21 protein-coding genes and 1 pseudogene are annotated in these 25,412 nt (G+C 67.7%); 6 read left to right on the plus strand and 16 right to left on the minus strand.

The features are described from left to right. Positions 1–3 precede the first annotated feature (3 nt). Complete coding sequence (locus I7X18_RS19215; protein ID WP_193043615.1) at positions 4–1,065, minus strand: LLM class F420-dependent oxidoreductase; 1,062 nt, start codon at positions 1,063–1,065, stop codon at positions 4–6. Positions 1,066–1,126: 61 nt separating this feature from the next. Between I7X18_RS19215 and I7X18_RS19220 the strand changes: the two genes are divergently transcribed. Then, entirely contained in the window at positions 1,127–2,623 is a 1,497-nt protein-coding gene (locus I7X18_RS19220; RefSeq protein WP_193044005.1) for an acyl-CoA carboxylase subunit beta, read from the plus strand. Between the two features lie 76 nt (positions 2,624–2,699). Here the strand turns inward: I7X18_RS19220 and I7X18_RS19225 are convergent, their stop codons facing one another. From I7X18_RS19225 to I7X18_RS19240, 4 genes are read right to left on the minus strand one after another with little or no spacing between them, the layout of a single operon-like run. Further along, positions 2,700–3,779 (minus strand): TIGR03857 family LLM class F420-dependent oxidoreductase, encoded by a 1,080-nt coding sequence (locus I7X18_RS19225; RefSeq protein WP_193044006.1) that lies wholly within the window; start codon positions 3,777–3,779, stop codon positions 2,700–2,702. After that, positions 3,743–4,117, minus strand: coding sequence for a nuclear transport factor 2 family protein (locus I7X18_RS19230; RefSeq protein WP_193043616.1), 375 nt, complete (start codon positions 4,115–4,117; stop codon positions 3,743–3,745). The genes I7X18_RS19225 and I7X18_RS19230 overlap by 37 nt, the downstream gene beginning before the upstream one ends. Positions 4,118–4,123: 6 nt before the next feature. Next, positions 4,124–5,743, minus strand: coding sequence for a flavin-containing monooxygenase (locus I7X18_RS19235; RefSeq protein ID WP_193043617.1), 1,620 nt, complete (start codon positions 5,741–5,743; stop codon positions 4,124–4,126). Beyond that, on the minus strand, positions 5,740–6,780 hold the full coding sequence (locus tag I7X18_RS19240) for an NAD-dependent epimerase/dehydratase family protein (protein WP_193043618.1): 1,041 nt from the start codon (positions 6,778–6,780) through the stop codon (positions 5,740–5,742). The genes I7X18_RS19235 and I7X18_RS19240 overlap by 4 nt, the downstream gene beginning before the upstream one ends. A gap of 92 nt (positions 6,781–6,872) precedes the next feature. Between I7X18_RS19240 and I7X18_RS19245 the strand changes: the two genes are divergently transcribed. The 3 genes and pseudogenes from I7X18_RS19245 (at position 6,873) to I7X18_RS19255 (ending at position 9,813) form a co-directional block, all read left to right on the plus strand. Then, positions 6,873–7,871 (plus strand): aromatic ring-hydroxylating oxygenase subunit alpha, encoded by a 999-nt coding sequence (locus tag I7X18_RS19245; protein ID WP_193043619.1) that lies wholly within the window; start codon positions 6,873–6,875, stop codon positions 7,869–7,871. Further along, a pseudogene (locus I7X18_RS19250) lies at positions 7,868–8,086 on the plus strand (cysteine hydrolase); the annotation flags it as partial. The gene I7X18_RS19245 and the pseudogene I7X18_RS19250, both read left to right, overlap by 4 nt. Before the next feature lie 74 nt (positions 8,087–8,160). Further along, positions 8,161–9,813, plus strand: coding sequence for a medium-chain acyl-CoA ligase Mig (locus tag I7X18_RS19255; RefSeq protein WP_193043621.1), 1,653 nt, complete (start codon positions 8,161–8,163; stop codon positions 9,811–9,813). Between the two features lie 2 nt (positions 9,814–9,815). On the opposite strand, the gene I7X18_RS19260 is transcribed toward I7X18_RS19255, so the two are convergent. The 3 genes from I7X18_RS19260 to I7X18_RS19270 form a co-directional block, all read right to left on the minus strand. Then, on the minus strand, positions 9,816–11,021 hold the full coding sequence (locus tag I7X18_RS19260) for a cytochrome P450 (protein WP_193043622.1): 1,206 nt from the start codon (positions 11,019–11,021) through the stop codon (positions 9,816–9,818). Further along, positions 11,018–12,499 carry an aldehyde dehydrogenase family protein gene (locus I7X18_RS19265; RefSeq protein WP_193043623.1) on the minus strand — a complete coding sequence of 494 codons (1,482 nt, stop codon included), beginning with the start codon at positions 12,497–12,499 and terminating at the stop codon, positions 11,018–11,020. The genes I7X18_RS19260 and I7X18_RS19265 overlap by 4 nt, the downstream gene beginning before the upstream one ends. Positions 12,500–12,642: 143 nt before the next feature. Then, a complete protein-coding gene (locus I7X18_RS19270) occupies positions 12,643–14,187 on the minus strand; it encodes an aldehyde dehydrogenase family protein (protein ID WP_193043624.1) in 1,545 nt (514 codons plus the stop codon). 115 nt (positions 14,188–14,302) lie between these two features. On the opposite strand from I7X18_RS19270, the gene I7X18_RS19275 reads away from it, so the two are divergent. Both I7X18_RS19275 and I7X18_RS19280 read left to right on the plus strand, forming a co-directional pair. Continuing rightward, complete coding sequence (locus I7X18_RS19275) at positions 14,303–15,517, plus strand: CaiB/BaiF CoA transferase family protein (protein WP_193044007.1); 1,215 nt, start codon at positions 14,303–14,305, stop codon at positions 15,515–15,517. A gap of 41 nt (positions 15,518–15,558) precedes the next feature. Further along, positions 15,559–16,704: a thiolase family protein gene (locus tag I7X18_RS19280; protein ID WP_193043625.1), complete on the plus strand. Its 1,146-nt coding sequence runs from the start codon at positions 15,559–15,561 to the stop codon at positions 16,702–16,704. Positions 16,705–16,783: 79 nt separating this feature from the next. Here I7X18_RS19280 and I7X18_RS19285 read toward each other — a convergent pair whose 3' ends face one another. The 8 genes from I7X18_RS19285 to I7X18_RS19320 all read right to left on the minus strand — a co-directional run bounded on the left by I7X18_RS19285 (position 16,784) and on the right by I7X18_RS19320 (position 25,208). Continuing rightward, positions 16,784–17,977 carry an acyl-CoA dehydrogenase family protein gene (locus I7X18_RS19285; protein ID WP_193043626.1) on the minus strand — a complete coding sequence of 398 codons (1,194 nt, stop codon included), beginning with the start codon at positions 17,975–17,977 and terminating at the stop codon, positions 16,784–16,786. Further along, positions 17,978–19,030 carry an acyl-CoA dehydrogenase family protein gene (locus I7X18_RS19290; protein WP_193043627.1) on the minus strand — a complete coding sequence of 351 codons (1,053 nt, stop codon included), beginning with the start codon at positions 19,028–19,030 and terminating at the stop codon, positions 17,978–17,980. Further along, positions 19,030–19,857 (minus strand): amidohydrolase family protein, encoded by an 828-nt coding sequence (locus tag I7X18_RS19295; protein WP_193043628.1) that lies wholly within the window; start codon positions 19,855–19,857, stop codon positions 19,030–19,032. Before I7X18_RS19295 ends, I7X18_RS19290 begins: the two co-directional genes overlap by 1 nt. Next, positions 19,854–21,470 (minus strand): acyl-CoA synthetase, encoded by a 1,617-nt coding sequence (locus tag I7X18_RS19300; RefSeq protein ID WP_193043629.1) that lies wholly within the window; start codon positions 21,468–21,470, stop codon positions 19,854–19,856. Before I7X18_RS19300 ends, I7X18_RS19295 begins: the two co-directional genes overlap by 4 nt. After that, on the minus strand, positions 21,470–22,675 hold the full coding sequence (locus tag I7X18_RS19305; protein WP_193043630.1) for an amidohydrolase family protein: 1,206 nt from the start codon (positions 22,673–22,675) through the stop codon (positions 21,470–21,472). Before I7X18_RS19305 ends, I7X18_RS19300 begins: the two co-directional genes overlap by 1 nt. Next, entirely contained in the window at positions 22,675–23,529 is an 855-nt protein-coding gene (locus I7X18_RS19310; RefSeq protein WP_193043631.1) for an enoyl-CoA hydratase, read from the minus strand. Before I7X18_RS19310 ends, I7X18_RS19305 begins: the two co-directional genes overlap by 1 nt. Before the next feature lie 115 nt (positions 23,530–23,644). Further along, positions 23,645–24,442: an SDR family NAD(P)-dependent oxidoreductase gene (locus tag I7X18_RS19315; RefSeq protein WP_193043632.1), complete on the minus strand. Its 798-nt coding sequence runs from the start codon at positions 24,440–24,442 to the stop codon at positions 23,645–23,647. A 4-nt stretch (positions 24,443–24,446) separates the two neighbouring features. Beyond that, on the minus strand, positions 24,447–25,208 hold the full coding sequence (locus I7X18_RS19320) for a crotonase/enoyl-CoA hydratase family protein (protein WP_193043633.1): 762 nt from the start codon (positions 25,206–25,208) through the stop codon (positions 24,447–24,449). Positions 25,209–25,412 lie beyond the last annotated feature (204 nt).

The raw sequence follows: 25,412 nt of genomic DNA on the forward strand, positions 1-25,412 counted from the left end.
CGCTCACGGGTGGCTCCTCTCCGCGGCGGCGGGCAGGCCGCGCAGCTCGCGCAGGACGGCGGTGACGGCGTCGTCGGGCACGCCGGCCGGGAATGCGGGCAGCACACGGTCGATCACCCCGTCGCAGCGTTCGCTCAGCTTCGCGGCGACGGAGTCGAGCGGCGCGACGACGGCGAACGCCGCGAGCACCTCGTCGTCGATCAGGGTTCCCATGGCGTCCCATTCGCCCTGCCGGGACAACCGGTGCAATTCGGTGTGCAGATCGCCCCAACCGTGCAGATCGAGCACCTTGCGGTAGGCGGGGGTCGACCCGTAGAACGCCAGCTGTTTGCGGGTCGCGACACCGGCCGCGTGGAGGCCCTCGGGGGTTTCTCCGGTGACCACGAACACCGGGCAGGAGACCTGGAAGTCGCTGCGGGACCGCCCGGTGCGGTCCAACCCCTCCTGCAGCGCCGGCGCGGTCACCTCGTCGAGATAGCGCCTGGTGGTGAACGCATGCGCCAGCAGACCGTCGGCGACGTCACCGCACATCCGCGTCATCGCCTCGCCGACCGCGGCGATGAAGATCTTCGGCACGCCGTACGGGTGGGGTTCGGGCACGAACATCGGGGTCATGATCTTGTGCGTGTAGAAGTCGCCCTCGAACCGCAGCGGTGTGCCCTCGTGCCAACACGACCAGATCTCACGCAGCGCGGTGACGAACTCCCGCATGCGGCGCACCGGGTGACTCCACGGCATGGAGAAGCGCTTCTCGACGTGCGGCTGGATCTGCGTGCCCAGGCCCAGGAGGAACCGGCCGTGGGAGTAGGCCTGCAGATCCCAGCCGATGTTGGCGACGGTCATGGGGTTTCGCGCGAACGCCACCGCGATGCTGGTGCCGATCTCGAGGCGCGTGGTGTGCTCTGCCGCCAGCAGCAGGGGGAAGAACGGATCGTGGTTGATCTCCCCGGTCCAGCAGCCGTCGTAACCCTGGCGTTCTACAGCGGTGGCCACCTCGGGCACCCGAGTGAGCTGGCTGGGGATACCCCGGTCGATTCTGAGGCCGGGCGCCACGCCGTCAACCATGGGAGATGACGCTACAGTAAGCAATTCAGTAAGGTCAACGACCGTGAGTGAGGGCCGCCCCGTGACGGACGCACAGGAGTGGAAGGAGACGCTCGAGGATCTCGAACGTCGCCGGGCGCACACGTACGGCATGGGCGGGCCGGATCGGGTCGCCAAGCATCACGGCAAGGGAAAGCTCGACGCGCGGGCCCGCATCGCCCGCCTGCTTGACCCGGACACGTTCTGCGAATTCGGCACGCTGGTCGGCGGTGACATCGCGGCCGACGGGCTGGTCGCGGGGTCCGGCCGGGTCGGCGGCACACCGGTGATGGTCGGGGCCGAGGACTTCACGACGTTGGCGGGCAGCATCGGCCCCGGCGGCAACGCCAAACGGTATCGGCTCGCAGAGTTGGCTCTGCGCAACAGGATTCCGATGGTGATGCTGTTGGAGGGCGCGGGCTTCCGGCCCAGCGGCGAACACTACGGGCGCGCCCCGACCGATCTCATCGTGCAGGCGCAGTGCTCCGGGAAGGTGCCCACGGTGTCGGCGGTGCTGGGGCCGTCGGCCGGACACGGCGCGCTGGTGGCGCCGGTGTGCGACTTCACCATCATGAGCGCGGCCGGCGCAATCTTCACCGCCGGACCTCCGGTGGTCAAAGAGTCCACCGGAGAGGACATTTCGAAGGAGGACCTGGGTGGGCCCGCCGTGGCGCTGGCCAGCGGGGTGATCCACAACTACGCCGACGACGACGAAACGGTGATCGACGACATCCGTCGGTACCTGTCGTACTTCCCGTCCAGCGCGTGGTCCTACCCACCAACCCGGCTGGCTGACCACACCGCCGACCCGCGCCCCACGCCGGAACTACTCGATATCGTCTCCCGCGACAACCGCCACATCTACGACATGCGCACAGTCCTCGACGTGGTCTTCGACCGTCCCGACTGGCTGGAGGTGCAGCCGCGGTTCGGCCAGGCGCTCATCTGTGCGCTGGCGCATCTGGGTGGCTTCCCGGTCGCGGTGGTGGCGAACCAGCCGCAGGTGATGGCCGGCTCGATCGACTCCGATGCCGCCGACAAGGCTGCCCACTTCATCACCGTCGCCGATTCGTTCCACCTACCCATCGTGTTCCTCGCCGACAACCCGGGGATGCTGCCCGGCAGCCGGTCCGAGCGCAGCGGTGTGCTGCGCAGCGGTGCCCGGATGTTCGCCGCCCAGACCGCGGCGTCCACCCTCAAACTGCATGTCACGCTGCGCAAGGCGTTCGGTTTCGGCTCGATGGCCATGTCGCTGTTGGGTTTCGACAACCAGGTGGCGACCTTCGCCTATCCGGGGGCGACCATGGGCGCGATGAGCGCCGCCGCGATGAGCCGGGCGACGCACGCGGGCGAGGATTACGCCGAGGTGCTCAAGACCATGGAGTTGGAGGCGAGCTACCGCTCGGCGGGCCACCTCGGATTCGACGAGCTCATCTCACCGGTCGAGACGCGGGACAGGCTGCTGACGGCGCTGCAGCACGGCGTCTTCAGCAGGCAGGCGGTCGCGGAACCGGTGGCCCGCACCCTGATCATGCCCTGACTTCCCTCGGCGAGCAGACGCAAACTCGCCCAATTTCGCCCCAAATAGGGCTAGTTTGCGTCTGCTCGCGCAGTGGTCAGCCTGCGGTCGACCGGTACGCCTCGACGATCGGCGCGAGTTCCTCGGGCGTCGCGCCGTGCATGATCAGCGCGTCGGCCCCGTAGTCGAACTCCTTGCGGATCCGCTCGACGCACTGCGCGGCCGAACCCGTCGCGGCCGGTGCCAGCCATTCGTCGGGGATCAGCGTCGCGATGTGCTCGATCTGCTCCGCGCTGGCCTTGTGGTCGATTCCTCCGGGTATCGACGTCACCACCGAGTCCTCCCGAAACCGTTGCAGGACAGCGGGATCCCAGCCGTTGGTCTTGACCAGGAGGTCGCCGTAGCCCTGCAGGTAGGTGGCGAGCCGGGCCACCGTCTTCTTCAGCCGCAACTCTTCGGGAAGGTGATCGCCCACCGTCGCGAAACACGACCACACCCGCACGCTGTCGGGGTCACGCCCGGCCTGTTCGGCGGCGTCTTTCACCGTCTTCACGCAACGCTGCAGCGTCTCGGGGGTGAAGTAGGTGTGCAGGATGACGTCGTCGAATGCGCGACCGCCGAGCGCGAGTGTCTGCGGACCGAAGGCCACCAGACCCAGCCGGATGTCCTCGTCGAAGTCCGGGTCCAGGAACAGCACCGGGTATTTCCCGATCGGCCCGTCATGGTTGAAGATCAGCTCGCCGTGCCACAGCCGACGCATCACCTGCGCGAAGTCCTCCAACTGGGCGGTCGTGACGGCCGGTATGCCGAACGCGCCGTAGATGGCGCCGATGCCGCGGCCGAGGCCGAGCGTGAACCGCCCGCCGGACAGCCGGTGCATCGTCGTCGCCCACGATCCGGTGATCAGCGGATGGCGGGTGTTGTGATTGGTTGCCGCGGTGGCGATCTGCATCCGCTCGGTCACCGCGCACGCGGCACCCACCAGAGACGACGCCTCCTTGACGTTCCAGCGCTCGGAGATGAACGCCGTCCCGAAGCCGAGCTCTTCCCCGCGACGCGCCTCGTCCATCAGCGTGGCGGGGCCCTCACCACCGGCGCCGGCCAGCAGGTAGTAACCGAGCTCGTGCAGTGTGCCCTCAGTCAATGCCAGATCCCTTGTTTGTAGCCACAGTTCCAGACCTCGGTGATCCTGCCGTCGACGACGCGGAACACCTCCATGCTGCCGATCGTCGTCTGTGTCCCGTCCTTCAGGGTCATCGGTGACTGGTAGACGATCGCGACGTGTTCCCCGTCGTCGCCCGCGATCACCAGGTTGAGCTCGAATCGGACGGTCTGGAACATCTCCCAGTGGTCGATGATCCGCTGCACGGCCTGCTCATGGGTCAGGGTCGTCGCCTCCCCCACGTCGTGGCGGACGACGGTGTCGCCGATCAACTCGTCGGCCAGCGCGAAGTCGCGCTCGTTCCACACCGTGAGGTTGTACAGCTCCACCACGTCACGTGCCGTGCGCGTCATGGTGACTCATCCCAGCGTGAACCCGCTATATCCGGCGGCGGCGATCTCGTCGCATCGGCGGCGGTACTCCGGCAGCCCGGCGGTGTAGCCCATGTACATCCGTTTCTTCCCGGGGACGTTTCCGCCGTTGTACCAGGAGTTGCACGATGGATGTACCAGAACGGTCGGCGCGACCAGGGCGGTGGTGTGGTCGATCCACTCGGTCTGCGCGCTGGGCAGCGCCTCGATCGTGCGGTGCCCCCGGCCGCGCAGGAAGTCCAGGCAGTCCGCGATCCAGTCCACGTGCTGCTCCAGTGCTGCGACGAAATTGGTTGCCGCGCTCGGGCTTCCCGGACCCTGCACGGTGAACAGGTTGGGAAAACCGGCGACCTGCAGGCCAAGGTAGGACACCGGACCTTCCATCGCCCACACGTCGCGTAACAGCACCCCGTCGCGGCCACGGACGTCGATGCGGGTCAGCGCACCGGTCATGGCGTCGAAGCCGGTGGCGTACACGATCACGTCGAGGTCGAAAGAGCCCTGCTCGGTGTCGATACCCGCCGGCGTGACGGATCGGATGGCGCCGCGGCGCAGGTCGACCAGCGTCACATTGTCCCGGTTGAACGTCTCGTAGTACCCCTGGTCGATGATCGGCCGCTTACACGCGAACGGGTGCGTCGGCACCAGCGCGGCCGCCGTCTGCGGATCACGGACGATCCGGGCCACCGCCTCGCCGTAGAGTTCGGCGGCCATCCGGTTGGCCTCGATGTCGAAGAAGATGTCGCCCCAGTTGAGCGCACCCAGGACACCGTTCTCCTCGACCGCCCGGCGTCGCTCCTCGGGGGTGGCGCTCTTCAACGGCGGCCGGACCAGCATGTCGAGCAGCACCGAGAAGGCACTGAGCCGGGCCGCACCCACGGGGTGTTCGCGCTGGGCCGCGCGGATCTCCCCATAGCGGGCCTTGAGCTCCGCCAGCTCGCCGGATTCGAAGGGCCGCACTCGCCACGGCAGCGTGTACGCCGCCGACCGCTGGAACACGACCAGCTGGTGGGCCTCCCGAGCCACGACCGGAATCAGCTGCACACCGGTCGATCCGGTGCCGATCACCCCGACCCGCTTCCCGCTCAGGTCGACGCCCTCGCGAGGCCAGCGGCTGGTGAACAGGGAGGTTCCGGTGAAGGTGTCCATCCCGGCGATGTCGGGCCCCAGGGGGACAGAGAGGATGCCGGTGGCAGCGATGACGAACGGTGCCACGTAGCGGCCGCCTGCCGCGGTCTCCAGCACCCATTCGGCGGCGTCCTCGTCGAACGTCATCGACACGATCTCGGTGCCGAAGTCGACGTCGCGGCGCAGGTCGAGCCGGTCGGCGACGAAGTTCAGGTACGCCTCGATCTCGGGCTGGGCCGGCATCGTCTCGGTCCACACCCACTCCTGCTCGATCTCCTCGGAGAAGCTGTAGGAGTACTCGATGCTCTCGATGTCGCAGCGGGCTCCGGGGTACCGGTTGACCAGCCAGGTTCCCCCGACGCCGTCGGCCCGCTCCACCACCCGGGCGGCCACCCCGAGCTCGCGCAACCGGTGCAGGGCGTAGAGGCCGGAGAATCCGGCGCCGACGACGAGCACCTCGACACCCGAGGGCTCGGTCACAGGTTAACCACCTGCTCGTTGCGGTCGCGGCGGTCGACGTAGAAGCGGGCAGCGCGGCGTATCGCCTCCGCGGTGGGGCCGGGGTGCCACCCGAGGTCTCGGGTCGCTTTCCCGTGGTCGGCCGGGGACGTCAGTGCGATCAACCGCGCTGCGACCGCGTTGATGGGGAAGTCGGTGTGCAGCAGCCGGTTCGATGCGCCGGCGATCGCAGCCGCGAGACGGACCGGCCCCATGGGCAGACCGAACCGAGGTGGCGGCGCGCCCACCGCCTCGGCCGCGATGGTGAACATCTCGCGCTGGGACATGTATCGCTCCGAGACGATGTACCGCTCACCGATGCGGCCGCGCTCGGCGGCCAGCACCAGGGCCTGCGCGGCGTCGTCGATGTCCACCACTTCGGCCCCGACTCCCCTCAGGTAGCAGGGCATCTTGCCGAAAGCCGCCAGCGCCACCAGCGCACCCTGCTTGGGCTGCCAGTCCGGCGGGCCGTAGGGGTTCGACACGCACATCGCCACCGCGGGCAGACCGCGTTCGCGCGCATGACGCAGCACGAGATCCTCCGCCTGGCGCCGGGATTCGATATAGGGCCCACCCTTACCGCTCCAGTTGAACGGCGTGTCCTCGTTCACCGTCTCGCCGTTCACGCCGACGGCGATGGTCCCGATCGTGCTCAAGAAGACGAAGCGCCGCAGGTTCGCCCCGGCGGCGATCTCCAGGACCCCGCGCAACCCCTCCACGTTCGTCTCGAGCAGCGGGGTGGGATCGGCCAGGTGGGCCCTGGTGTCCACGACGCAGTAGAAGACGACGTCCCGGTCGGCCATCGCCGCGGTGACCGCCTCGGTGTCGAAGACGTCGCCGTACCGCCGCTCGACGTCGAGACCGTCGATGCCCTTGGTGGAGCTGCTGCGGCGCAACAGGACCCGAACGTCGTGCCCCTCGGCGACGAGGCGCCGGACCACCGCGGCACCTACGTTTCCACTGGCCCCGAGCACCAGTGCCCGCCGGCGACCCGGTGTGCCGTCCATCGCAGATCCCATCGGTCGAATGGCGTTCGATCAATCCGCGGGGATGTTACTGTAACTCTTACAGTAGTTGACCGGAACGAGGGAATCCGATCGATGGGTGCGGTATGAAGGTTCCGTTCACGTGGAAGGTCACCGGCTGGTTCATGGTCGGCTGGTCGGCGGAGTTCCCGTCCGGGGAGACCAAGGCTCTGCACTACTTCGGTGAGGATCTGGTCGCCTACCGCGACGAGTCGAACAGCTTGCACGTGCTCGAAGCGCACTGCAAACACCTGGGCGCCCACCTCGGTCACGGCGGCACGGTGGTCGGCGACTGCGTGGAGTGCCCGTTCCACGGGTGGCGCTGGGGTCCGCATGGCGACAACACCTACATCCCGTACCAGCCGGAGCGGCCGAACCGGGCGCTGAAGCTTCGGGTCTACCCCGTCGTCGAACAGTACGACTGCGTGTTCGTCTGGCACCATCCCAACGGCGCGGAACCGCAGTGGCCGCTGCCGGACCTGTTCGAGAAGTTCCCCCAGTTCCCCACCGACCCCGACGCCTACTACCGCCCGTACCCGGAGTTCTCCAGCCGCGCCGACAACGAACCGGTCCATCCGCAGATCGTCGCCGAAAACGGCCCGGACAGTTCACATTTCCGGTACGTGCACGGCGCCTCGGTGACGCCGGTGTGCCTCGACTGGCAAGTCGTCGGCGAGGAGTGGCGCTTCCTCACCGGTTGGCCGGACGCCCGTGGCGACGATCCCGACAAGATGGCGTTGCTGATCCACAGCCACTTCTCGGGACTCGGTTTCGCGGTGAGTGTGTTCGAAGGCTCCTCGAACCATCGTCTGATCTTCGCCTGCACACCCGTCGACGACGGCGTGTCCGACATGTTCTATTCCATCTGGTGGCCGAAGCTCGACGGCGAGACCTCCGACGTCCCGCCCGAGGAGGTGCGTGCGCGGGTGGAGAAGCAGTTTCTGCGCACCGTCTGGGAAGATCTCGACATCTGGCGCTACCAGCGGTACGTCGAACGCCCGGCGCTGTCGAAGATCGACGCGAAACCCTATATGGCGATGCGGGAATGGGCCAAGCAGTTCTACCACGTGCCCGCCTCGGTATGACGGCACGCCTCGCTGAGCTGGTGGCGCCGGGGCACACTGCGCTGGTCACCCCGGAACTGCAGGGTGCGGTGGTCGGACCCGACGCGGGCCTGGCCGCACTGGCCGAGGAGGCCCGCCGGGCGGCTCTGCCGAACATCGCACGGCTGCTGCCGGTCGCCCGCGCCGCCGGCGTCACGGTCGTGCACTGCCTGGTTCAGCGGCGCGCCGACGGCCTCGACAACACGCTGTCGTTGCTGGCGACGATCACCACCACCGACGACTTGTTGCCGATCTGGACGCAGGAGGCTTGATGGAGTTCACCATGCCCGAGGTGGCCGACGCGGTGGCGGCGGTGTTACCCGACCGCGAACTCCTGGTGCAGGGCGCACAGCGCCACACCTACACCGACATCGTCGCGCGCTCGAACCGGTTGGCGGCGTTCCTGCACACCGCGGGCTTAGGTTGTCACACCGAACGATCCGCGCTGCGCGGGCACGAGACCGGGCAGGATCTGCTCGGCATCTACGCCTACAACAGCAGCGCATACGTCGAGGGCCTCCTCGGCGCGTTCCGGTCGCGGGTCGCGCCGTTCAACGTCAACTACCGCTACGTCCGTGACGAGTTGCGTTATCTGCTCGACGATTCCGGCGCCACCGCGCTGCTCTACCACGCGGTGTTCGCGCCGCGGGTGGCAGAAGTCCTGCCGGAGTTGCCGCGGCTACGCACCCTGATCCAGATCGCCGACGACTCCGGCAACGAATTGCTCTCGGGCGCTGTCGATTACGAGTCCATCGTCGGATCGGGGCCGGCAGCGCCACCACCGGTGCACCCCTGCCCCGACGACCTCTACGTCCTCTACACCGGGGGCACCACCGGAATGCCGAAGGGGGTGCTGTGGCGCCAGCACGACATCTTCATGACCGCCTTCGGCGGCCGCTCGCTCTACGGCGGTGACACCGTCGCCTCCCTCGACGACATCGCCCAGCGGGCGGCGGCGAACCCGGGTACCACGCTCTTGATCCTGCCGCCGCTGATGCACGGGGCCGCGCAGTGGGCGGTGATGACCGCGCTGACGACAGGTCAGACCGTGGTGTTCACCTCGGTGGTCGACCGGCTGGATGCGCAGGACGCCCTGCGCACGATCGAGCGCGAGAAGGCCGCGGTGGTGACGGTCGTGGGCGATGCGATGGCCCGCCCGCTCGCTGATGCCGTCGAACAAGCTGTCGGAGTGACGGGCGGACCTGATCTGTCGTCGCTGGCGGTCATCGCCAACGGTGGTGCGTTCCTCACCCCGACCACCAAACAACGCCTGATCGATCTGATGCCCAACGCGATGGTGATCGACGGGGTCGGATCGTCGGAGACCGGGGCGCAGATGACCCACCTGTCGATGAACGGCGCGGTCGCGACCGGGATGTTCAACGCCGGCCCGGATACCTGCGTGATCGCCGAAGACCTCAGCACGGTGCTGTCGCCCGGCCACGACGGGCTCGGCTGGCTCGCCCAGCGCGGCTATGTTCCGTTGGGCTACAAGGGGGATGCCGCCAAGACCGCCACCACCTTCCCTGTCGTCGACGGCGTGCGGTACGCGGTGCCGGGTGATCGCGCCCGGCATCTCGAGGGCGGTGCGATCGAACTGCTGGGCCGGGATTCGGTGACCATCAACTCCGGAGGGGAGAAGATCTTCGCCGAGGAAGTCGAGCTCGCGCTCTCCTCCCATCCCGCAGTGCAAGACGTCCTGGTCGCGGGACGGCCCAGCGACCGCTGGGGCCAGGAAGTCGTGGCGGTGGTCGCCCTCACCGACGGCGCCCGGGCCGGTGCCGCGGAACTGATCGAGCACGCGGCCGGCACTCTCGCGCGCTACAAACTGCCCAAGGCGGTCGTGTTCCGGCCGACCATCCAGCGCAGCCCGGCCGGGAAGGCCGACTACCGTTGGGCCCGCGAACAGGCGAGTACCGACTGACGTCAGCGCAGCACGCGCACCGGGACGTTCTGCCAGCCGGCGACATTCTGCATGTTGACCCGCCGGCAGCCCTCGAACGCCACCTCGTACCGCGGCATGAAGTCCAGCATCTTCTCCAGCGCGACGGCGCTCTCCATCCGGGCCAGCGCCGCCCCCAGGCAGCTGTGGATGCCGTAGCCGAAGCCGAGGTTCTGCGCCTGCGTGCGGTCGCGGTCGATGTCGAAGGTGTCCGGATCGGTCCACGCGTCGGCGTCGCGGTTGGCCGAGCCGCCGATCAGGAAGACGGGCTTACCGGCCGGGATCGTCACCCCGTGCATCGTCACATCCGTGCGCGAGCAGCGGACGTTGTACTGCGCCGGTGCTTCGTAGCGCAGGAGTTCCTCGACCGCGGCGGGGATCTTGTCGCGGTCGTCGAGCAGCGTGTGCCACTGGCCGGGGTTGCGCGCGAACACCACGGCGGCGTTGCCGATCAGCTTCGTCACGGTCTCCGCCCCGGCACCGCCCAGCAGCATCGCGAACTGGGTGATCTCGATGTTGTCCAGCGGAGCGTGCTCACCGTTCTCCCGTTCGATCTCGGCGGTGATCAACCGGCTCAGCAGGTCATCGCCGAGGTCGTGGCGCCGCTCCTTGGTCAACCGGTAGAGGAAGACCGCCATCTGCGTGCCGGCCTGCATCCCGCGTTCGCCCATCTCGACCTCCCCGGGCTCGCGGTGCAGGAAGTCGTCGACCCACACCCGCATCTGCTGGCGGTGCTGCGCGGGCACGCCGATCATCCGGCTGATGATCTCGATCGGGAACAGCGCCGAGAAGTCGGCCACCATGTCGAAGCCGTCGGGGTCGACGGCGGACAGGCAGTCCTCGATCACCTCCTCGACCATCGGCCGCAGCGATCCGATGGCACGGGGGGTGAACACCTTGTTGAGCAGGCTGCGCATGTGCCGGTGCTCCGGTGGGTCCATCATGATGATCGACTTGTGGGGTGGCGGAGTGTCGTTGCGCACCATGGCGAGATCGACGCCGCGCGCCGATGAGTACGTCGCGAAGTCCTTGAAGGCGGCCGCCACGTCGGCGTGGCGGCTCAGCGCGTAGAAGTCGTACTCCTCGCTGTAATACACCGGCGCTTCGTCCCGCATCCTCCGATAGGTCTCGTACGGTCCGTTGAAGAACTCTTCGGAGAACGGATCGAAAACCACTGTGGACAGCGTCATGTCATCCTCTTCGGTGCTCGGCCGAGTCGGCGGCGGGTGCGGGTGCGGGCCCGACGGAGTGCGAGGTTGGCACCCACCCGCATGGGTCCGGTGAACGGCATCGCCGCGCGTCCGGTGATGCTGAACGGCAGGTCGCTGCCGACCACCGATCGGTGGTGGCTGAAGGTGTCGAATCCCGCCTTGCCGTGGTAGGCCCCCATTCCGCTGCGCCCGACCCCTCCGAACGGGGCGGCGGAGGGAATCATCTGGGCGGCAAAGTCGTTGCGTGCCACGCCGCCACTGCGGGTGGTGCGCACGAAGGTGCGGAAGTCGGCGTCGTCGGGTCCGTACCAGTACGCGACCAGCGGCGCGGGCCGCCGGTTGATGTAGTCCACCGCATCGGCCAGTCGGCGGTATCCGCGCACCACGAGCACCGGCCCGAAGATCTCCTCCTGGGCCAGACGCATATCGTCGGCCACGTCGCGCACGAGCGTGGGCGCGATCTTGCGGCTCAGCGTGTCGGGCAGCGATTCGCCTGCCGGACAGACGGCGTCGACCCGTGCGCCTTTGTCCCGTGCATCCTCGACGAGGCCCACCACCCTGGCGAAGTTGGCCGGGTTCACCGACGCGCAGTAGTCGGGATTGTCGACGATCGTGGGAAACATGTTGCGCCAGGTGCGTTTCGCCACCTCGACGAAGGTGTCCACCCGGTCCTCGGGCACGAACACGTAGTCGGGGCATACGCAGACCTGTCCGCCGTTGACGAGGCGGCCTGCGGCGATCCGGCCGGCGGCACGGCGCATGTCGGCCTCGGGCGAGACGACGACCGGGTTCTTTCCGCCGAGTTCGAGGGTCACCGGGACGAGGTTGCGGGCAGCGGCCTGCTGCACCAGCGCGCCGATCGCGGGTGACCCGGTGAAGAACAGGTGGTCGAAAGGCAGATTCGAGAACGCGACGGCCACGTCGGCGCCGCCGGTGACGACGGTCAGCTCACTGCTGTCGAAGTATCGCGGCGCCAGGTCGCCCATCAGATCCGCGGTCTGCGAGGTGGTCTCGGACATCTTGATCATCACCCGGTTGCCCGCCGCGAACGCCGCGGCCGCCGGCAGCACGACGAGGTTCACCGGAAAATTCCACGGGCCGATGACGCCGACCACGCCCAGCGGTGACGGCTCGACCTCTGCTCGCAGGCCGATCAGCCGGGCCGCACGCATCAGGGTGGCCGTCTTCATCCACGTCGGCAGTTCGGCGCGGGTGTGCTCGATGACCGAGATCATGCCGAGGATCTCGGCGAACAGCGCAGCGGACTTCGACCTGGACCCGTAGTCCGCCGCGGTCGCCTCGACGAGGGCGTCGGTGTTGTCGAGGACGAGTGCGAGCAATCGGTCGATACGGTTGCGCCGCACCGCCAGCGACGGTGGACCCTCGGAGAGGAACGCTTCGCGCTGCCGGTCGAGGGCCCCGCGCAGCTCCCCCGCGCAGTTCCCGATGTCACCCATCCGCCAGCTCCTGGTGTTCCGCATTACTGTAATAGTTACAGTAGACCTGTGCGGAACCCTACGGTGGATCTTCTCCGCATATCCACGGCCAGCCGTTGCGGTCACCGACCGCACTGCCGGTGCGCTTTCGCAGCCTGGCCTGACTAGCGATCCGCCCTCGGGATGCGATGGGCGATCGTCTTGGTCTCGAGGTACTGCTCGAACCCCTCTGTCCCGCACTGCCGTCCGACACCACTGCTCTTGTAACCGCCGAAGGGTGCGTCGGCGCCGTAGAACATGCCGCCGTTGACGCCGATCGACCCGGTGCGGACGCGGTGCGCGACGCTCATGCCCCGCTCGAGAGACGACGACAGCACGGCGCCGGCGAGGCCGAAGACGCTGTCGTTGGCGATCCTGACGGCGTCGTCGTCGTCGGTGAACGGAAGCACCACCAGGACCGGGCCGAAGATCTCCTCCTGAGCGATCGCGGCGCCGCCGTCCACCCCGGTGATCAGTGTGGGCGCGACGAAGTGACCGCCGGCGAGATGGCCGGGCAGACCCTCGACGAGGCCACCGCCGGTGACGATCTCGGCCCCGTCGCGGCGCGCCTGCTCGCAGGCGTCGAGCACCTTGCGTTGCTGGCGGGCACTGATGAGCGGACCGACGAACGTGGACGGTGCCGCCGGATCGCCGACCGGCACCGCCTCGAATGCCGCCGCGATGTCGGTGACCGCCTGGTCGAACAGCGACTCGTGGATGATCAGCCGCGTCGTCATCGCGCAAGCCTGGCCCGCATGCGCGAGGACGCCGATGGCGCCGGGCAGGATCCGCGAGGGGTTGGCGTCGTCGAGCACGATCAGTGCCGATTTCCCGCCGAGTTCGAGGAAGGTCCGCTTCATCGTGTCGGCGCCCTGACGCATCAGGTGCTTGCCGACGGCGGTGGATCCGGTGAAGGACACCATGTCGACCCGCGGGTCCGTAGCCAGCAGACCGGCGACCTCGTTGGACGGTGTCGGGACGACGTTGACGGCGCCGGGCGGGATGTCGGTGTGCTCGACGATCAACCGGCCGAGCCGGGTGGCGTTCCACGGCGTGTGCGGGTCCGGTTTGAGCACGACGGTATTGCCTGTGGCCAATGCGGGTCCGAGCTTGTTGAGGATGACCTCGATCGGGTAGTTCGACGGTGTGATGGCGGCGACCACCCCGACCGGTTCCTTGACGACGGTGCGCACGTTGCGCTCGCCGAACAGCCCACCACCGGAAAGGATTCGGGCCCAGCCGTACTCGTCGACGAGAGCGGCCGGATAGCGCAGCGATTCGGCCAGCGGCCAGTCGAGTTGCGCGTCGCGGGTGGACATCACCGGACACCCGACCTCGGCGACCAGTTCCTCCCGCAGCGCCTCACGCTCGGCCTCGATGGCCTCCCGGAGTTGATGCAGGCACCGCACCCGCAGCGCGCGATCCGTCGCCCATTCCGACTCGTCGAACGCCCGCCGCGCCGCCGCGATCGCCCGGTCCATGTCCTCGGCCGTGCCCGCCGCGGTGGTGCCCAGTACCCGCCCCGTCGCGGGGCTGACGTTGTCGAACCGCCCGCCCGTCGTGGCCTCGCTCAGTGCGCCGTCGATCAGCATGCGCGGTTCGGCCCGCCGGGCCGCGCGCTCACCGAGTTCGACGCTGGTCTCCGTGCGGTCCTCGAGGACGTCGCTCACCGGACCTCCTATACGATCGCGAGTGTTGGACGCAACTGTAACCATTACAGTATCTCAACCCAACGCCGTCTGTCCGCGCCGTCGACCGAGTCAGGAGTGCACCGTGATCAAGGTGATGGAGGGTGTCCGCGTCCTCGAGGTCGCGCAATTCACCTTCGTCCCCGCGGCGGGTGCCATCCTCGCCGACTGGGGCGCCGACGTCATCAAGGTGGAGCATCCGGTGCGCGGCGACACCCAGCGCGGCTTCATCAACATGGGTGGCTTCCAACTGGATCCGAACCGGCACCCGCTGATCGAGCACCCGAACCGCGGTAAGCGCAGCGTCGGCATCGACGTCTCGACACCGGACGGCCAGGTGGTGCTCTACGAGATCGCCAAGACCGCCGACGTCTTCCTGACCAACTACCTGCCCGCGCAGCGGCAGAAGAACAAATTCGACGTCGAACACATCCGCGCGGTCAACCCCAACATCGTCTATGCCCGCGGGAGCGCGTACGGCGACAAGGGTTCCGAGCGTGACGCCGGAGGGTTCGACGGCACCGCATTCTGGACCCGCAGCGGGGTGGGCCATGCGCTCACGCCCGAGGAACTCGGCGGTGCGCTCTCCCAGGGCATTCCGGCCTTCGGCGATTCGATCGGCGGGATGAACATCGCCGGCGGGATCTCCGCGGCCCTGTTCCACCGGGAACGCACCGGTGAAGCCGTCGAACTCGACGTCTCCCTGCTCAGCACCGCCTGGTGGGCGGCCGGTGCGAGCGTGACCCAGGGCATGGAGACCGGTGAGACGATGCGCTCACTGATGCCCGACTCGGTCGGCCCGACGGTCAACCCATTCCTGGGCAACTACCTGACCTCCGACGGCGGCACGATCAACCTGTGCATCGTCAGCCCCACCGGATACATCCGCGACGCGTTCGAACATCTCGGCCTCGGCGAGCTCGCTGACGACCCGCGCTTCTCCGACGTCATGCCACTCATCGAGAATGCCGCGGCCGCAGCCCAATTGATTGCCCAGGCGATTCGCAGCAAGCCGTTCGACTACTGGCGTGCGCACCTCAAGACGATGAAGGGTCAGTGGGCGCCGTTCCAGAGCCTGGTCGATCTCGGCCATGACGAGCAGGCGAAAGCCAACGACATGATCGTTGAGGTCGAGGCCGGCGACGGCGGTGAGCCCTTCAAGGTCGTGCGCGGTCCGGTCCAGTTCAACCACGAACCGCTGGTGACCACCCGCGCCCCGCAGGCCTCCGAACACACCGAGGTCGTCCTGATGGAACTGGGTCTGGACTGGGACCGGATCGAGGCCCTGAAAGACTCCGGCGCCATCGCCTGACTGCTTACCGTAAGTATTACAGTTGGTATACCATCATCGCTATGAACGATGTCGCCATCATCGGCGTGGGTCTGCATCCGTTCGGGCGATTCGAGGGTAAGACAGCCATGGAGATGGGTGTCGACGCCATCGTCGCCGCCGTGGCCGACGCCGGCATCGCATGGTCGGACGTCCAGTTCGCCACCGGTGGAAGCTGGACGGTCGCCAACCCGGACGCGATCGTCAGCATGGTCGGCCTGTCCGGCATTCCGTTCACCAACGTCTTCAACGCGTGCGCCACCGCGGCGAGCGCACTCAAAGCGTGCGCCGACGGAATCCGGTTGGGCGACTACGACATCGGGATCGCCATCGGGCTCGACAAGCACCCGCGCGGCGCGTTCACCGAAGATCCGGCGCTGGTGGGGATGCCGTCCTGGTATGCGGAGAACGGCCAGTACCTGACCACGCAGTTCTTCGGCATGAAAGCCAACCGGTATCTGCACGAGCACGGGATCAAGCATCAGACGCTGGCGAAGGTGGCGGCGAAGAACTTCCGCAACGGTGCGCTGAACCCGAACGCGTTCCGGCGCACGCCGATGTCCGAGGAGAAGATCCTCCGCTCGACGATGCTGAATTACCCGCTCACGCAGTACATGTTCTGCGCACCTGACGAGGGCGCTGCCGCGGTGGTGATGTGCCGCGCCGACCTCGCACACCGCTATACCGCGAAGCCGGTGTACCTGCGCGCGGTGGAGGTCCGGACCCGTCGCTACGGCGCCTACGAGGTGAACACCACGTTCGCCCCCGTCGAGGAGGATGCCTCGCCCACCGTGTACGCCGCCACGGCGGCGTTCGAGAAAGCCGGTATCGCGCCCGATGACGTCGGCGTCGCCCAGCTGCAGGACACCGACGCGGGAGCGGAGATCATCCACATGGCCGAATGCGGGTTCTGCGCCGACGGTGAGCAGGAGAACCTCCTCGCCGACGGGGCCACCGAGATCGGTGGCCGGTTGCCGGTCAACACCGACGGCGGATTGATCGCCAACGGTGAACCGATCGGCGCGTCGGGGCTGCGTCAGATCCACGAGCTCGTGCGCCAACTCCGCGGTGAGGCGGGCGACCGGCAGGTGCCCGGTGAACCGAAGGTCGGTTTCGCTCAGCTCTACGGCGCGCCGGGTACGGCGGCGGCGACGGTGGTGTCGACTTAGCTGCGTAAAGCGGCCGCGAGACTACGGTTGTTGACGGATTTCGGGCGAATTCCGTCAACAACCGTAGTCTCGGCGAGCGTCAGGACGCCTTCTTCACCGGCGGCGAGTAGTTCGGCTTCCCCAGCCCGAGCGCGTACTGGGCGATCATGTTCCGGAACACCTCAAGGGTGCCGCCGTAGATCCCCACCAACGGCGCGAAGCGGTAAACGTATTCGGCGCCACCGTCATCGGCGGCGCCGTCGGCCCCCGGCGGCAGTGACGACGCGACACCGAGGACGTCCATCAGATCCGGGGAGATGTCGCGCATGGTCTGCGCGATGGCCACGCGGCCGAAGATGCTCGGGGTGCTCAGCGCGGCCTCCATGCGGGCGGCGCTGCGCCCCAACCGATATGCCACCGACTGATCGTCGAGCAATCGGCGTCCACCGGGATCGGCGTCGCACACGCGGGCGGCCACGCGATCCAGGGCCTCGGCCATGAACCCGGCCTGATGCATCATGATCGACACGTCGGCCAGACCGTCCGCCGCGGCCGCGACCGCGCCATGTTCGGCGTTGAGCGGTTCGCGCAGCACCGTCCAACCGCCGTTGACCTCACCGAGGCGGTAGCGGTCCGCGACCCGCACGTCGCTGTAGTAGACGATGTTGGTGCGGTCGCCGTCGACGGTGCGGATGCCTTGGATCTCGATTCCCGGCGTGTCCAGCGGAACCAGGAACATCGTCAGGCTCTGGTGTTTGGGCGCCGCGGGATCGGTGTTGGTGATGAGGAATACGTACTGGCAGTTGTGCGCGCCGGTGGTGAACATCTTGGAGCCATTGATGATCCACTGACCGCCGTCGCGCACCGCCCGGGTCTTGCAGGTGGCGATGTCGGACCCGCCCTCGGGTTCGGTGTAACCCAGACAGAGCCGGACGTGCCCGCTGAAGACACGCGGCAGCACCTCGTCGCGCACGTCGGGCGTGGCGAATTTGTCCACCGAGCGCGCCACCATCGACGTGGTACCCCAGGTCACCCAGGGCACGTGGAAACGGCGCTTCTCCTGCTCCCAGATTCGTCGACGCACCCGGCTGAAGCCCCCGTGGGCCTCGGATCTCCACTCGCGTTCGAGGTAGCCGGCCGCGCCGAGGGCCAGATGGACGCCCTCGTCGAAGTTGTCGCCGGTCTCTCGATCGCGCCGCGTGACCTCGTCGGTCACGAGCCCGCGCAGGAGCGCCTGGACGTCGTCGCGGAACTGCCGATCGTCGTCGGACAGTTCGAGCCGGGAGAAATCCATCTAGCTGCTCCGTCCTGCGCGGCTCTCACGGTCGGCGACGATGGCCGCGACCTGCTGTGCAGCGAGGCCTGGGTCACCGCCGGCCAGCGGCCAGCCACGCGCCCGCACCAGGTAGGCGGTGGCGGCGGATTCCGCGGACACCCCGAGGCCACCCTGCACGTGCACGGCCATGGTGGCGGCTTTCGCGGCCTCCTCGGCCATGAACACGAACGCAGACGGCGCCAGTTCCGGCCGCTCGTCGGGTTCGTTGTCCACGAACCACGCGGCCCGCCTGGCGAGGTTGCGGCCGCCCTGCACCACGATCGCGATGTTGGCCAGCGGGTGCGAAATGCCCTGCAGGGTCGAGATCGGGACGCCCAGCGTATAGCGGGTCTTGGCGAATTCGGCGGCGATGGTCATCGTCTCCTCGACCAGGCCGACCAGGGCTGCCGCGGTGAGCAGCCGCCACTCCGTCAGGGCTCGGTCATAGGCGGCCACGGCTTCTGCGCCGCCGCCCAGCACCGTGCGGTTGTCGGCCGCGGCCGGATCGACCCACGCCATCGGAAGCTTGCCGATGTTGTCCACGCGTGCGGGGCGGGTACCGAAACCCAGGCGCACCACCTCATCCCCGTCCCGCACGATGATGTGATCGGCGATCGACCCGCCGGCGATCAGCCGTGCGCCCGGCGCCGGGTCGAGTCGAAGATCCAGTGCGGCGACTTCGTCACCGGCGACGATTCCGGAGTCCACCTGCCCGAGCGCTGCCAGCAGGCGTGCCGCCACCACGTGTTCGATCCAGGGCACCGGGGCGAGGCTGCGGCCGACCTCCTCGGCCACCAGCGTCAGGTCTACCAGCGTCGCCCCGTCGCCGCCAGCTGACTCGGGCAGCGCCATGGTGGTCGCACCCATCCCGCACAGACGTTCCCACAGGCTCTTGTCGAAACCGGAAGCCTCTGCGGCGCGGACCGTTTCGATCGGGCAGTGCGTTTTGAAGAACTGCCGGTAGGCCGTCTGCAGGTCAACGTGATCCTCGGTGAGGGTGTAGTCGATCCTGCGCAGTTCGTAGCGGTCCATCACAGCTCCTGTTCGGAGAAGAAGAACTCCTGGGCGTTGTTGTGGAGGTAGTTCTCGAGGACGTCGGCCGGCAGATCGAGGGCGAGCGCTTCGGGCACCACCCGGCGCATCGGCAACACCGGCCAGTCCGAGGCGAAGATCACCTTGTTCGACCCGCGGGTGCGCATGTAGTGCAAAAGGCTGTCCGGCAACCGCTTCGGCGACCAGGCCGACGTCATCAGCCGCAGGTTGTGGTACTTGAGAAGCAACCGGATCGCGACATCCCACCAAGGGTCGGCGCCGTGGATCATGCACAGTTTGAGTTCCGGGAAGCGCACACAGACCCGGTCGAGGTGCATCGGGTTCTGCACCTCACCGGGGATGGGCGGGCCGGGGATGCCGGTGTTGACGCACAGCGGCAGGCCGAGTTCGGCGCATTTGGTGTAGAGCGGGTAGTAGACCGCATCACTCGGCGGGTACTGCCCGTCGCCCCAGAAGCTCGGCCCCACCACGGCGTAGGCGACCGGCAGATCCCGCGCGACGGCCGCCAGTTCCCGCAGGGCGGGAATCGGGCGGAGCAGGTTGACGCCGCCCATCGCCAATGCGAACCGGTCGGGTCGGGCGTCGACGAATTTCCGTGCGGTGGTGGACGGTTTGACGAGGTTGTCCATCAGGACGGCCTTGGTCACGCCCTGTTCGTCCATCTCCTCGAGCAGTGCGGAAAGCTCGACCGGCGCGAACATGGACTGCGGTCCCCTGAAGTAGTCGTCGCGTACTTTCAGCATCCACGACGGCTGCTGTTCGGTCTCGCCGAAGTGGACGTTGACCAGGCAGTCGATAGCTTTCACGCCCAGGTCACCTCACGCAGCGCCGCGCTCTTCGCCCAGCGGTAGTCGGCCTTGCCGTTGCCGAGCCGCCGCACCTGTCCGACCACGATGAACTCCTTGGGGACCTTGAACCCGGCCAGGCGGGCCACGCAGTGGGAGTGCAGCGCCTCGTGCGCCACGTCGGTTGCGGTGTCGGCCAGGGCGATCAGCGCGACGACCTCCTCACCCCACCGCTCACTCGGGCGGCCCACCGCCAGCGCGTCGGCAATACCGGGATACGCCCGGACCACCTCTTCGACCTCCTCCACGAACACCTTCTCCCCACCGGTGTTGACCACCAGTGAATCGCGGCCGAACAGCCGCAGCGTCCCGTCGTCGGCCAGTGCGCCGCGATCCCCGGAGATGACCACACGCGTGCCGTCCACGTCGGGAAATGTCCTGCGCGTCGCCTCGGGATCGTCGAAGTAGCCCAACGGGATCCGCCCGGTGCGCGCGACCCAGCCGACCTCCTGCTCCCCCGGTTGCAGGAATCGGCTGTAGTCCTCTGCGAGCACGAGTGCGCCGTCCCGCAACTCGAAGGTGTCCTTCGTGTCGCCACGCTGGCTGCGCCCGAACCCGACGTTGCCGGTCTCCGACGACCCGTACCCGTTGACCAGGGTGATCCCCGGGAGCATCTCCAGCAGCGCCTGCTGATGGCGAGGATTGGTCGCGGCACCCCCGGTGGCGACGGCGAACAGCGACGAGAGGTCGTAGGAGTTCCGTTGCAGCTCTTCGACGAGCGGCCCGGCGTAGGCATCGCCGACCATGGTCATCAGGCCGACCTTCTCCCGCTCGGCGGTCTCCCACACGGTCTTCGGATCGAATGGAATCCGGTTGTCGTAGAGCACGACCGTCTGCCCGCTGAGCACCCCGGCGAATGCGGTCCACATCCCAGCGGCGTGCATCAGCGGAGAAACGGCGAACCAGGGTGGCCCGGCGTGGCGGACCTTGTCGTGGATCTCGCCCGCGTCGGCGTGGTCCGCACCGTTCATCGACACGGTGTAGGTGTCACACTGCCGCCACAGCACACCCTTGGGGCGGCCGGTGGTGCCACCGGTGCACATCATCACCAGATCGTCGGGCGACGATAAGACCGACTGTGCCACATCCCCTTCGGACAACGCCTCCGCCAAGGTGACCGCGGCCGGCAGATCGGGGACGGCGCTGCCGTCGTCGACGGACACCCACACAGCGCCCGCCGGCAACACGTCGGCGAACTTCGCCCCCAGTGCCCGGTGATAGATGACGGCTGACGGTTTCACGTATTCGAGGAGCTCGTGCACTTCGCGCGGGGTGTAGTGGAAGTTCACGTTGACCGGGACGGTTCGGGCCTTCAGGCAGCCGATCACCATGTCCGGATAGCGATCGTTGTGCATGATCAGCGCGACCCGGTCCTGACCGCAATCCCAGTTCGCCAGGGTGTGGCGCTCCCTGTGGGCACCGAAGCCGCGGCCGGCGAGGAAGTTGGCCAACCGGCGGCTGCGGTCCGCGGTGTCGGCGAAGGTGCTGCTTCGCTCCCCGCACACCGTCATCGTCCGGTCGGGGATGACGTCGGCGATGGCGTCGAGTACCGCGCCTATCGTCCACTCGCCCATCAGCGTGCCGCGACGTTCACGCCAATCAGATCCAACGCGTTGTCCCGCATCACTTTCCGGGTGTCCTCGGCGCTGAACTCCGGGAACTGCGGAATGTCGGCGGTGAACGTCATCGGATCGGCCAGCCCTTCACCGTGCGGCCAGTCCGAGCCGAACAGGATGCGGTCCACACCGATCGTGGCGGCGAGCAGCTTCACATCGTCCTCGTAGTACGGCGCGATCCACACGTTGTTCTTCAGCTGCTCGACCGGATCCTCTGTGTAGTGGTAGGGCGCTGTATTGGCGGACTTCTTCAACCGCTTGATCAGCCGGTAGACGAAGTACGAGCCGTTCTCGATGCTGGCCACCTTGAGTTTCGGGTGCCGGGTGAACACCTGGTGGACGATCATCGAGGCCATCGCATCGTGGATCGCCCGGTCGTCGAGCAGCACCTGGTCGAGCGGGTCCTTCTTGCCGAACCCCTCGAACGTCGCCTTGCCGCCCCACAGCGCCGCGATCGCGAGGTAGCCACTGTCGGACAGGTGGAAGACCACCGGCACGCCGGCTTCGGCCAGCCGCGCCCACACCGGGTCGTGCACCGGATCGCCCAGCGACCGCGGCTTGACCAGCCCGGGGACCGGCGCCGGCCGCACGCAGACGATCTTGGCGCCGCGGTCCAGGACGAATTCGACCTCCTCGATCGCCTTCGCCGGGTCGGCCAGCGAGATGATCGGCGCCGACAGGAACCGATGGTCGGGTCGGTCGAATCCCCAGTCCTCGTCGAGCCACAGGTTGAACGCGTGCACCGAGGCCATCGTCGCCTCGATGTCGTGTTTGAGCGCCTCCTCCACACCGCACGCGAACGTCGGGAGCATGAACACCGTCTCGAGGTTCTGCCGGTCGAGGACCTCCGCCCGCGCCTCGCGGTTCTGGTATTCGGGGTGATCCGCCAACCGGTCGACCTTCATCAACGACGCGGGGTCCACGCCGTCGGGGATCTCGCCGCGGAACAGCAGATCCAGGCACCCCGGTTCGATGATCGGATCGAAGGTGGGATTGGGGATGAACTGGTTGATGACACCGCCCATCAGGGTCAGCGTGCGCTTACCGTCCTGCACCATCTGCACACCGCGGCGTCTGAACTCCTTCGGCAGGTGACGGGTGAACGCGTCGACCGGTTCGTAGTAGTGGTTGTCGACGTCGATCGCCTTGTAGTCGAGCGTCATCAGGGTCCCTCCTGCAATGTCGGAAAACTCGGTGCCCGCTTCTCGAGGAAGCTCACGATCCCCTCGATGACGTCGGGGCGCAGCAGGGATTCGCCCATCAGCTTCTCGGCCCTGGCGCTGGCGTCGACGACGTCGCGCTCTGCGTCGCCGTAGGTCTGTTCCTTGATGATCGCCAGCGAGGCCGGCGAGCAGTTCGCGGCGAGGTCCTCGGCGTACTCCATCGCGCGGGTCATGAGGAGTTCGGGTGCGACGACGTCCTTGACCAGGCCGAGACGCGCCGCCTCGTCGGCGTAGAACGTGCGACCGCTGAGCAGCAGGTCCATGGCGGCGCCGAAACCGATGAGCCGCGGCAGAATCCAGGAGATGCCGTATTCGGCGATCAGGCCGCGACGGGCGAAAGACGTCGCGAACTTGGCGCCGTCGGCGGCGAAGCGGACGTCGCACATCAGTGCGTGCGTCAGGCCGATCCCGACACAGGCGCCGTTGATCGCCGCGATGATCGGCTTGCGCAGCGCGGTGAGGAAATGGGGGTGGCGCTCCCCGACGATCGTGCTGACGTCGGGAGCGTTTCCGTTGCCGGAGCCGCCAAGGGAATCACTGATGGTGGCCATGGAGCCCAGATGGGCGCCCGCACAGAACGCGCGCCCGCTGCCGGTGAGCACGATGGCCCGCACCGCGGGATCGGCCTCCGCGCGGTCGATCGCGGAGTAGAACCCGGCCGAGATGTCAGCGCCCCAGGCGTTGAGGCGTTCCGGGCGGTTCAGCGTGACGACGGCGACACCCGCCGGGGTGACCTCGTAGAGGACGGCCTCCAGATCGGGATCTGGCCCAGCATCGTCGGAGGCCACCCGCATCAGCTCCTCGAAAGCACGAAATCCCGCCTGTGATTACTCATACTGTATACCTATCGGTAGCGGGTTCCGCAAGTACGGTGACGGCTATGCCAAACCACGCGAAAGGGCCTGTCCTTCAGGTGAAGTCGCTGCCGCCGTCGACGTTGACGTTCGCGCCGGTCATGTACGAGTTGCGCCGAGAGGCGAGGAACGCCGCGACAGGACCGATCTCCGACGGCAGACCGGCCCGCGGCAGGTGCGCGGGATGCCCGAAGTGCTCGGTGATGGCGTCCATCAGCCGGTACGGGTCACCGCCGTCCACACCGATCGACTCCGCCCACCCGGTGAGGGCCTCGGAGGCGATACTTCCCGGCGATACGACGTTGACCAGGATCTCGTCCTTCGCCAGGGACAACGACAGGTTCTTCGACACACTGGTCACCATCGCCTTCGCCGCCGTATAGGCCGGCAATGTGGCACTCTGCCGCTGCGTCGACTGGGCGGAGAAGTTGACGATGCGGGCCCAGGACGCTCTGCGCAACAACGGAAGTGCCGACCGCACGCAGCGCACCATGCCCAGCGCTCCGTCTTCGACCGCTGTTCGCCACTGGTCGTCGGTGAGGGATTCGAAGTCGCCGCGGACGTCGGGTCCCACGGTGTTGACCAGGATGTTGAGCGCACCGCCCCACCGCTCGGCCACCTCGGCGAACACCCGGTCCACCTGATCGGGTTCGCGGATGTCACCGACGATTCCGACCGCGTCAGGACTTCCGCAGCCGGTCAGTTCGGCCGCGGCGTGGGAGAGCACCTCCGCCGCCCGTCCCACCACCGCCACCTTGGCACCGTCCTCGGCGAGGCATCGGGCGGTGGCCAAGCCCATCCCACGGCCCCCGCCGACCACCACCGCGGTGGCGCCGGCCAGTCCGAGGTCCATCGGTTCAGGTACCGGTCCAATTCGGCGCCCGCTTCTCCGCGAAGGCGATGGCACCTTCCTTCGCGTCGTTCGACGAGAACACCGGGATGATGAGTTCCATTTGCCTGGACCACATCTCGGACTCGCTCCACTCGGCGGAGCGGACGAGGATCTCCTTGGTCACCGCCACGGCGAGCGGGCCGTTGGCGGTGATGCGTTCGGCGAGTTCGACGGCGCCGGCCAGCGCCTCCCCCGGTTCGGTCACCTTGTTCACGAATCCCCACGTCGCGCCCTGTTCGGCGGTGAAACTCTCACCGGTCAAGGCCAGTTCCAGCGCCTTCTGGTAGGGGATGCGCCGCGGCAACCGCAGCAGCCCGCCACCCGCGGCGACCAGTCCGCGCTTGACCTCGGGGATACCGAACTTCGCCGCACTCGATGCGACCACCAGGTCGGTGGCCAGCACCACTTCGGTGCCCCCGGCGAGCGCATACCCCTCGACGGCCGAGATCAACGGCTTGCGGGGCGGCCGCTCGGTGAAGCCGATCCCGCGGCCGGGGATGTCCACCCGCTCCCCCGCCGCGAACGCCTTGAGGTCCATCCCCGCACAGAAGTTGCCACCCGCTCCGGTCAGCACTGCCACGGAAAGACTTGTGTCGCTGTCGAGTTCGTCGACCGCATCCGCAAGACCCTGGCTGACCGCGAAGTTGACCGCGTTGCGTGCCTCCGGCCGGTTGATGGTGATGATCAGTGTGCGCCCCTGGCGCTCCAACAGAACCTCGTCTGACACCCGTTCGCCTTTCGCAGCCCGACTCCAGCCAGAAAAGCGTACTATATGCCTTACTGTTGAGGGTCGGAGTGTACCGATGTGCTTCTGCGAACGCTCGAGCGTGGGCCGACCGGTATGGTCGACGGCACCGGCAGTCGCGCGGCCCGAGGCGTGGAGCCGCAGATCACACTGTCACGGCCGGTAAATTCTCACACTCCCCGTAAA

Source organism: Mycolicibacterium baixiangningiae (assembly GCF_016313185.1).
GTDB lineage: Bacteria > Actinomycetota > Actinomycetes > Mycobacteriales > Mycobacteriaceae > Mycobacterium > Mycobacterium baixiangningiae.

What these genes read in the sequence shown, in the direction of transcription:
- I7X18_RS19215 (WP_193043615.1), bottom strand. Translation starts at nt 1,065, where the DNA reads ATGGTTGACGGCGTGGCGCCCGGCCTCAGAATCGACCGGGGTATCCCC.
- I7X18_RS19230 (WP_193043616.1), bottom strand. Translation starts at nt 4,117, where the DNA reads ATGACGCGCACGGCACGTGACGTGGTGGAGCTGTACAACCTCACGGTG.
- I7X18_RS19240 (WP_193043618.1), bottom strand. Translation starts at nt 6,780, where the DNA reads ATGGGATCTGCGATGGACGGCACACCGGGTCGCCGGCGGGCACTGGTG.
- I7X18_RS19245 (WP_193043619.1), top strand. Translation starts at nt 6,873, where the DNA reads ATGAAGGTTCCGTTCACGTGGAAGGTCACCGGCTGGTTCATGGTCGGC.
- I7X18_RS19255 (WP_193043621.1), top strand. Translation starts at nt 8,161, where the DNA reads ATGGAGTTCACCATGCCCGAGGTGGCCGACGCGGTGGCGGCGGTGTTA.
- I7X18_RS19260 (WP_193043622.1), bottom strand. Translation starts at nt 11,021, where the DNA reads ATGACGCTGTCCACAGTGGTTTTCGATCCGTTCTCCGAAGAGTTCTTC.
- I7X18_RS19265 (WP_193043623.1), bottom strand. Translation starts at nt 12,499, where the DNA reads ATGGGTGACATCGGGAACTGCGCGGGGGAGCTGCGCGGGGCCCTCGAC.
- I7X18_RS19275 (WP_193044007.1), top strand. Translation starts at nt 14,303, where the DNA reads ATGGAGGGTGTCCGCGTCCTCGAGGTCGCGCAATTCACCTTCGTCCCC.
- I7X18_RS19280 (WP_193043625.1), top strand. Translation starts at nt 15,559, where the DNA reads ATGAACGATGTCGCCATCATCGGCGTGGGTCTGCATCCGTTCGGGCGA.
- I7X18_RS19285 (WP_193043626.1), bottom strand. Translation starts at nt 17,977, where the DNA reads ATGGATTTCTCCCGGCTCGAACTGTCCGACGACGATCGGCAGTTCCGC.
- I7X18_RS19290 (WP_193043627.1), bottom strand. Translation starts at nt 19,030, where the DNA reads ATGGACCGCTACGAACTGCGCAGGATCGACTACACCCTCACCGAGGAT.
- I7X18_RS19300 (WP_193043629.1), bottom strand. Translation starts at nt 21,470, where the DNA reads ATGGGCGAGTGGACGATAGGCGCGGTACTCGACGCCATCGCCGACGTC.
- I7X18_RS19305 (WP_193043630.1), bottom strand. Translation starts at nt 22,675, where the DNA reads ATGACGCTCGACTACAAGGCGATCGACGTCGACAACCACTACTACGAA.
- I7X18_RS19310 (WP_193043631.1), bottom strand. Translation starts at nt 23,529, where the DNA reads ATGCGGGTGGCCTCCGACGATGCTGGGCCAGATCCCGATCTGGAGGCC.
- I7X18_RS19315 (WP_193043632.1), bottom strand. Translation starts at nt 24,442, where the DNA reads ATGGACCTCGGACTGGCCGGCGCCACCGCGGTGGTGGTCGGCGGGGGC.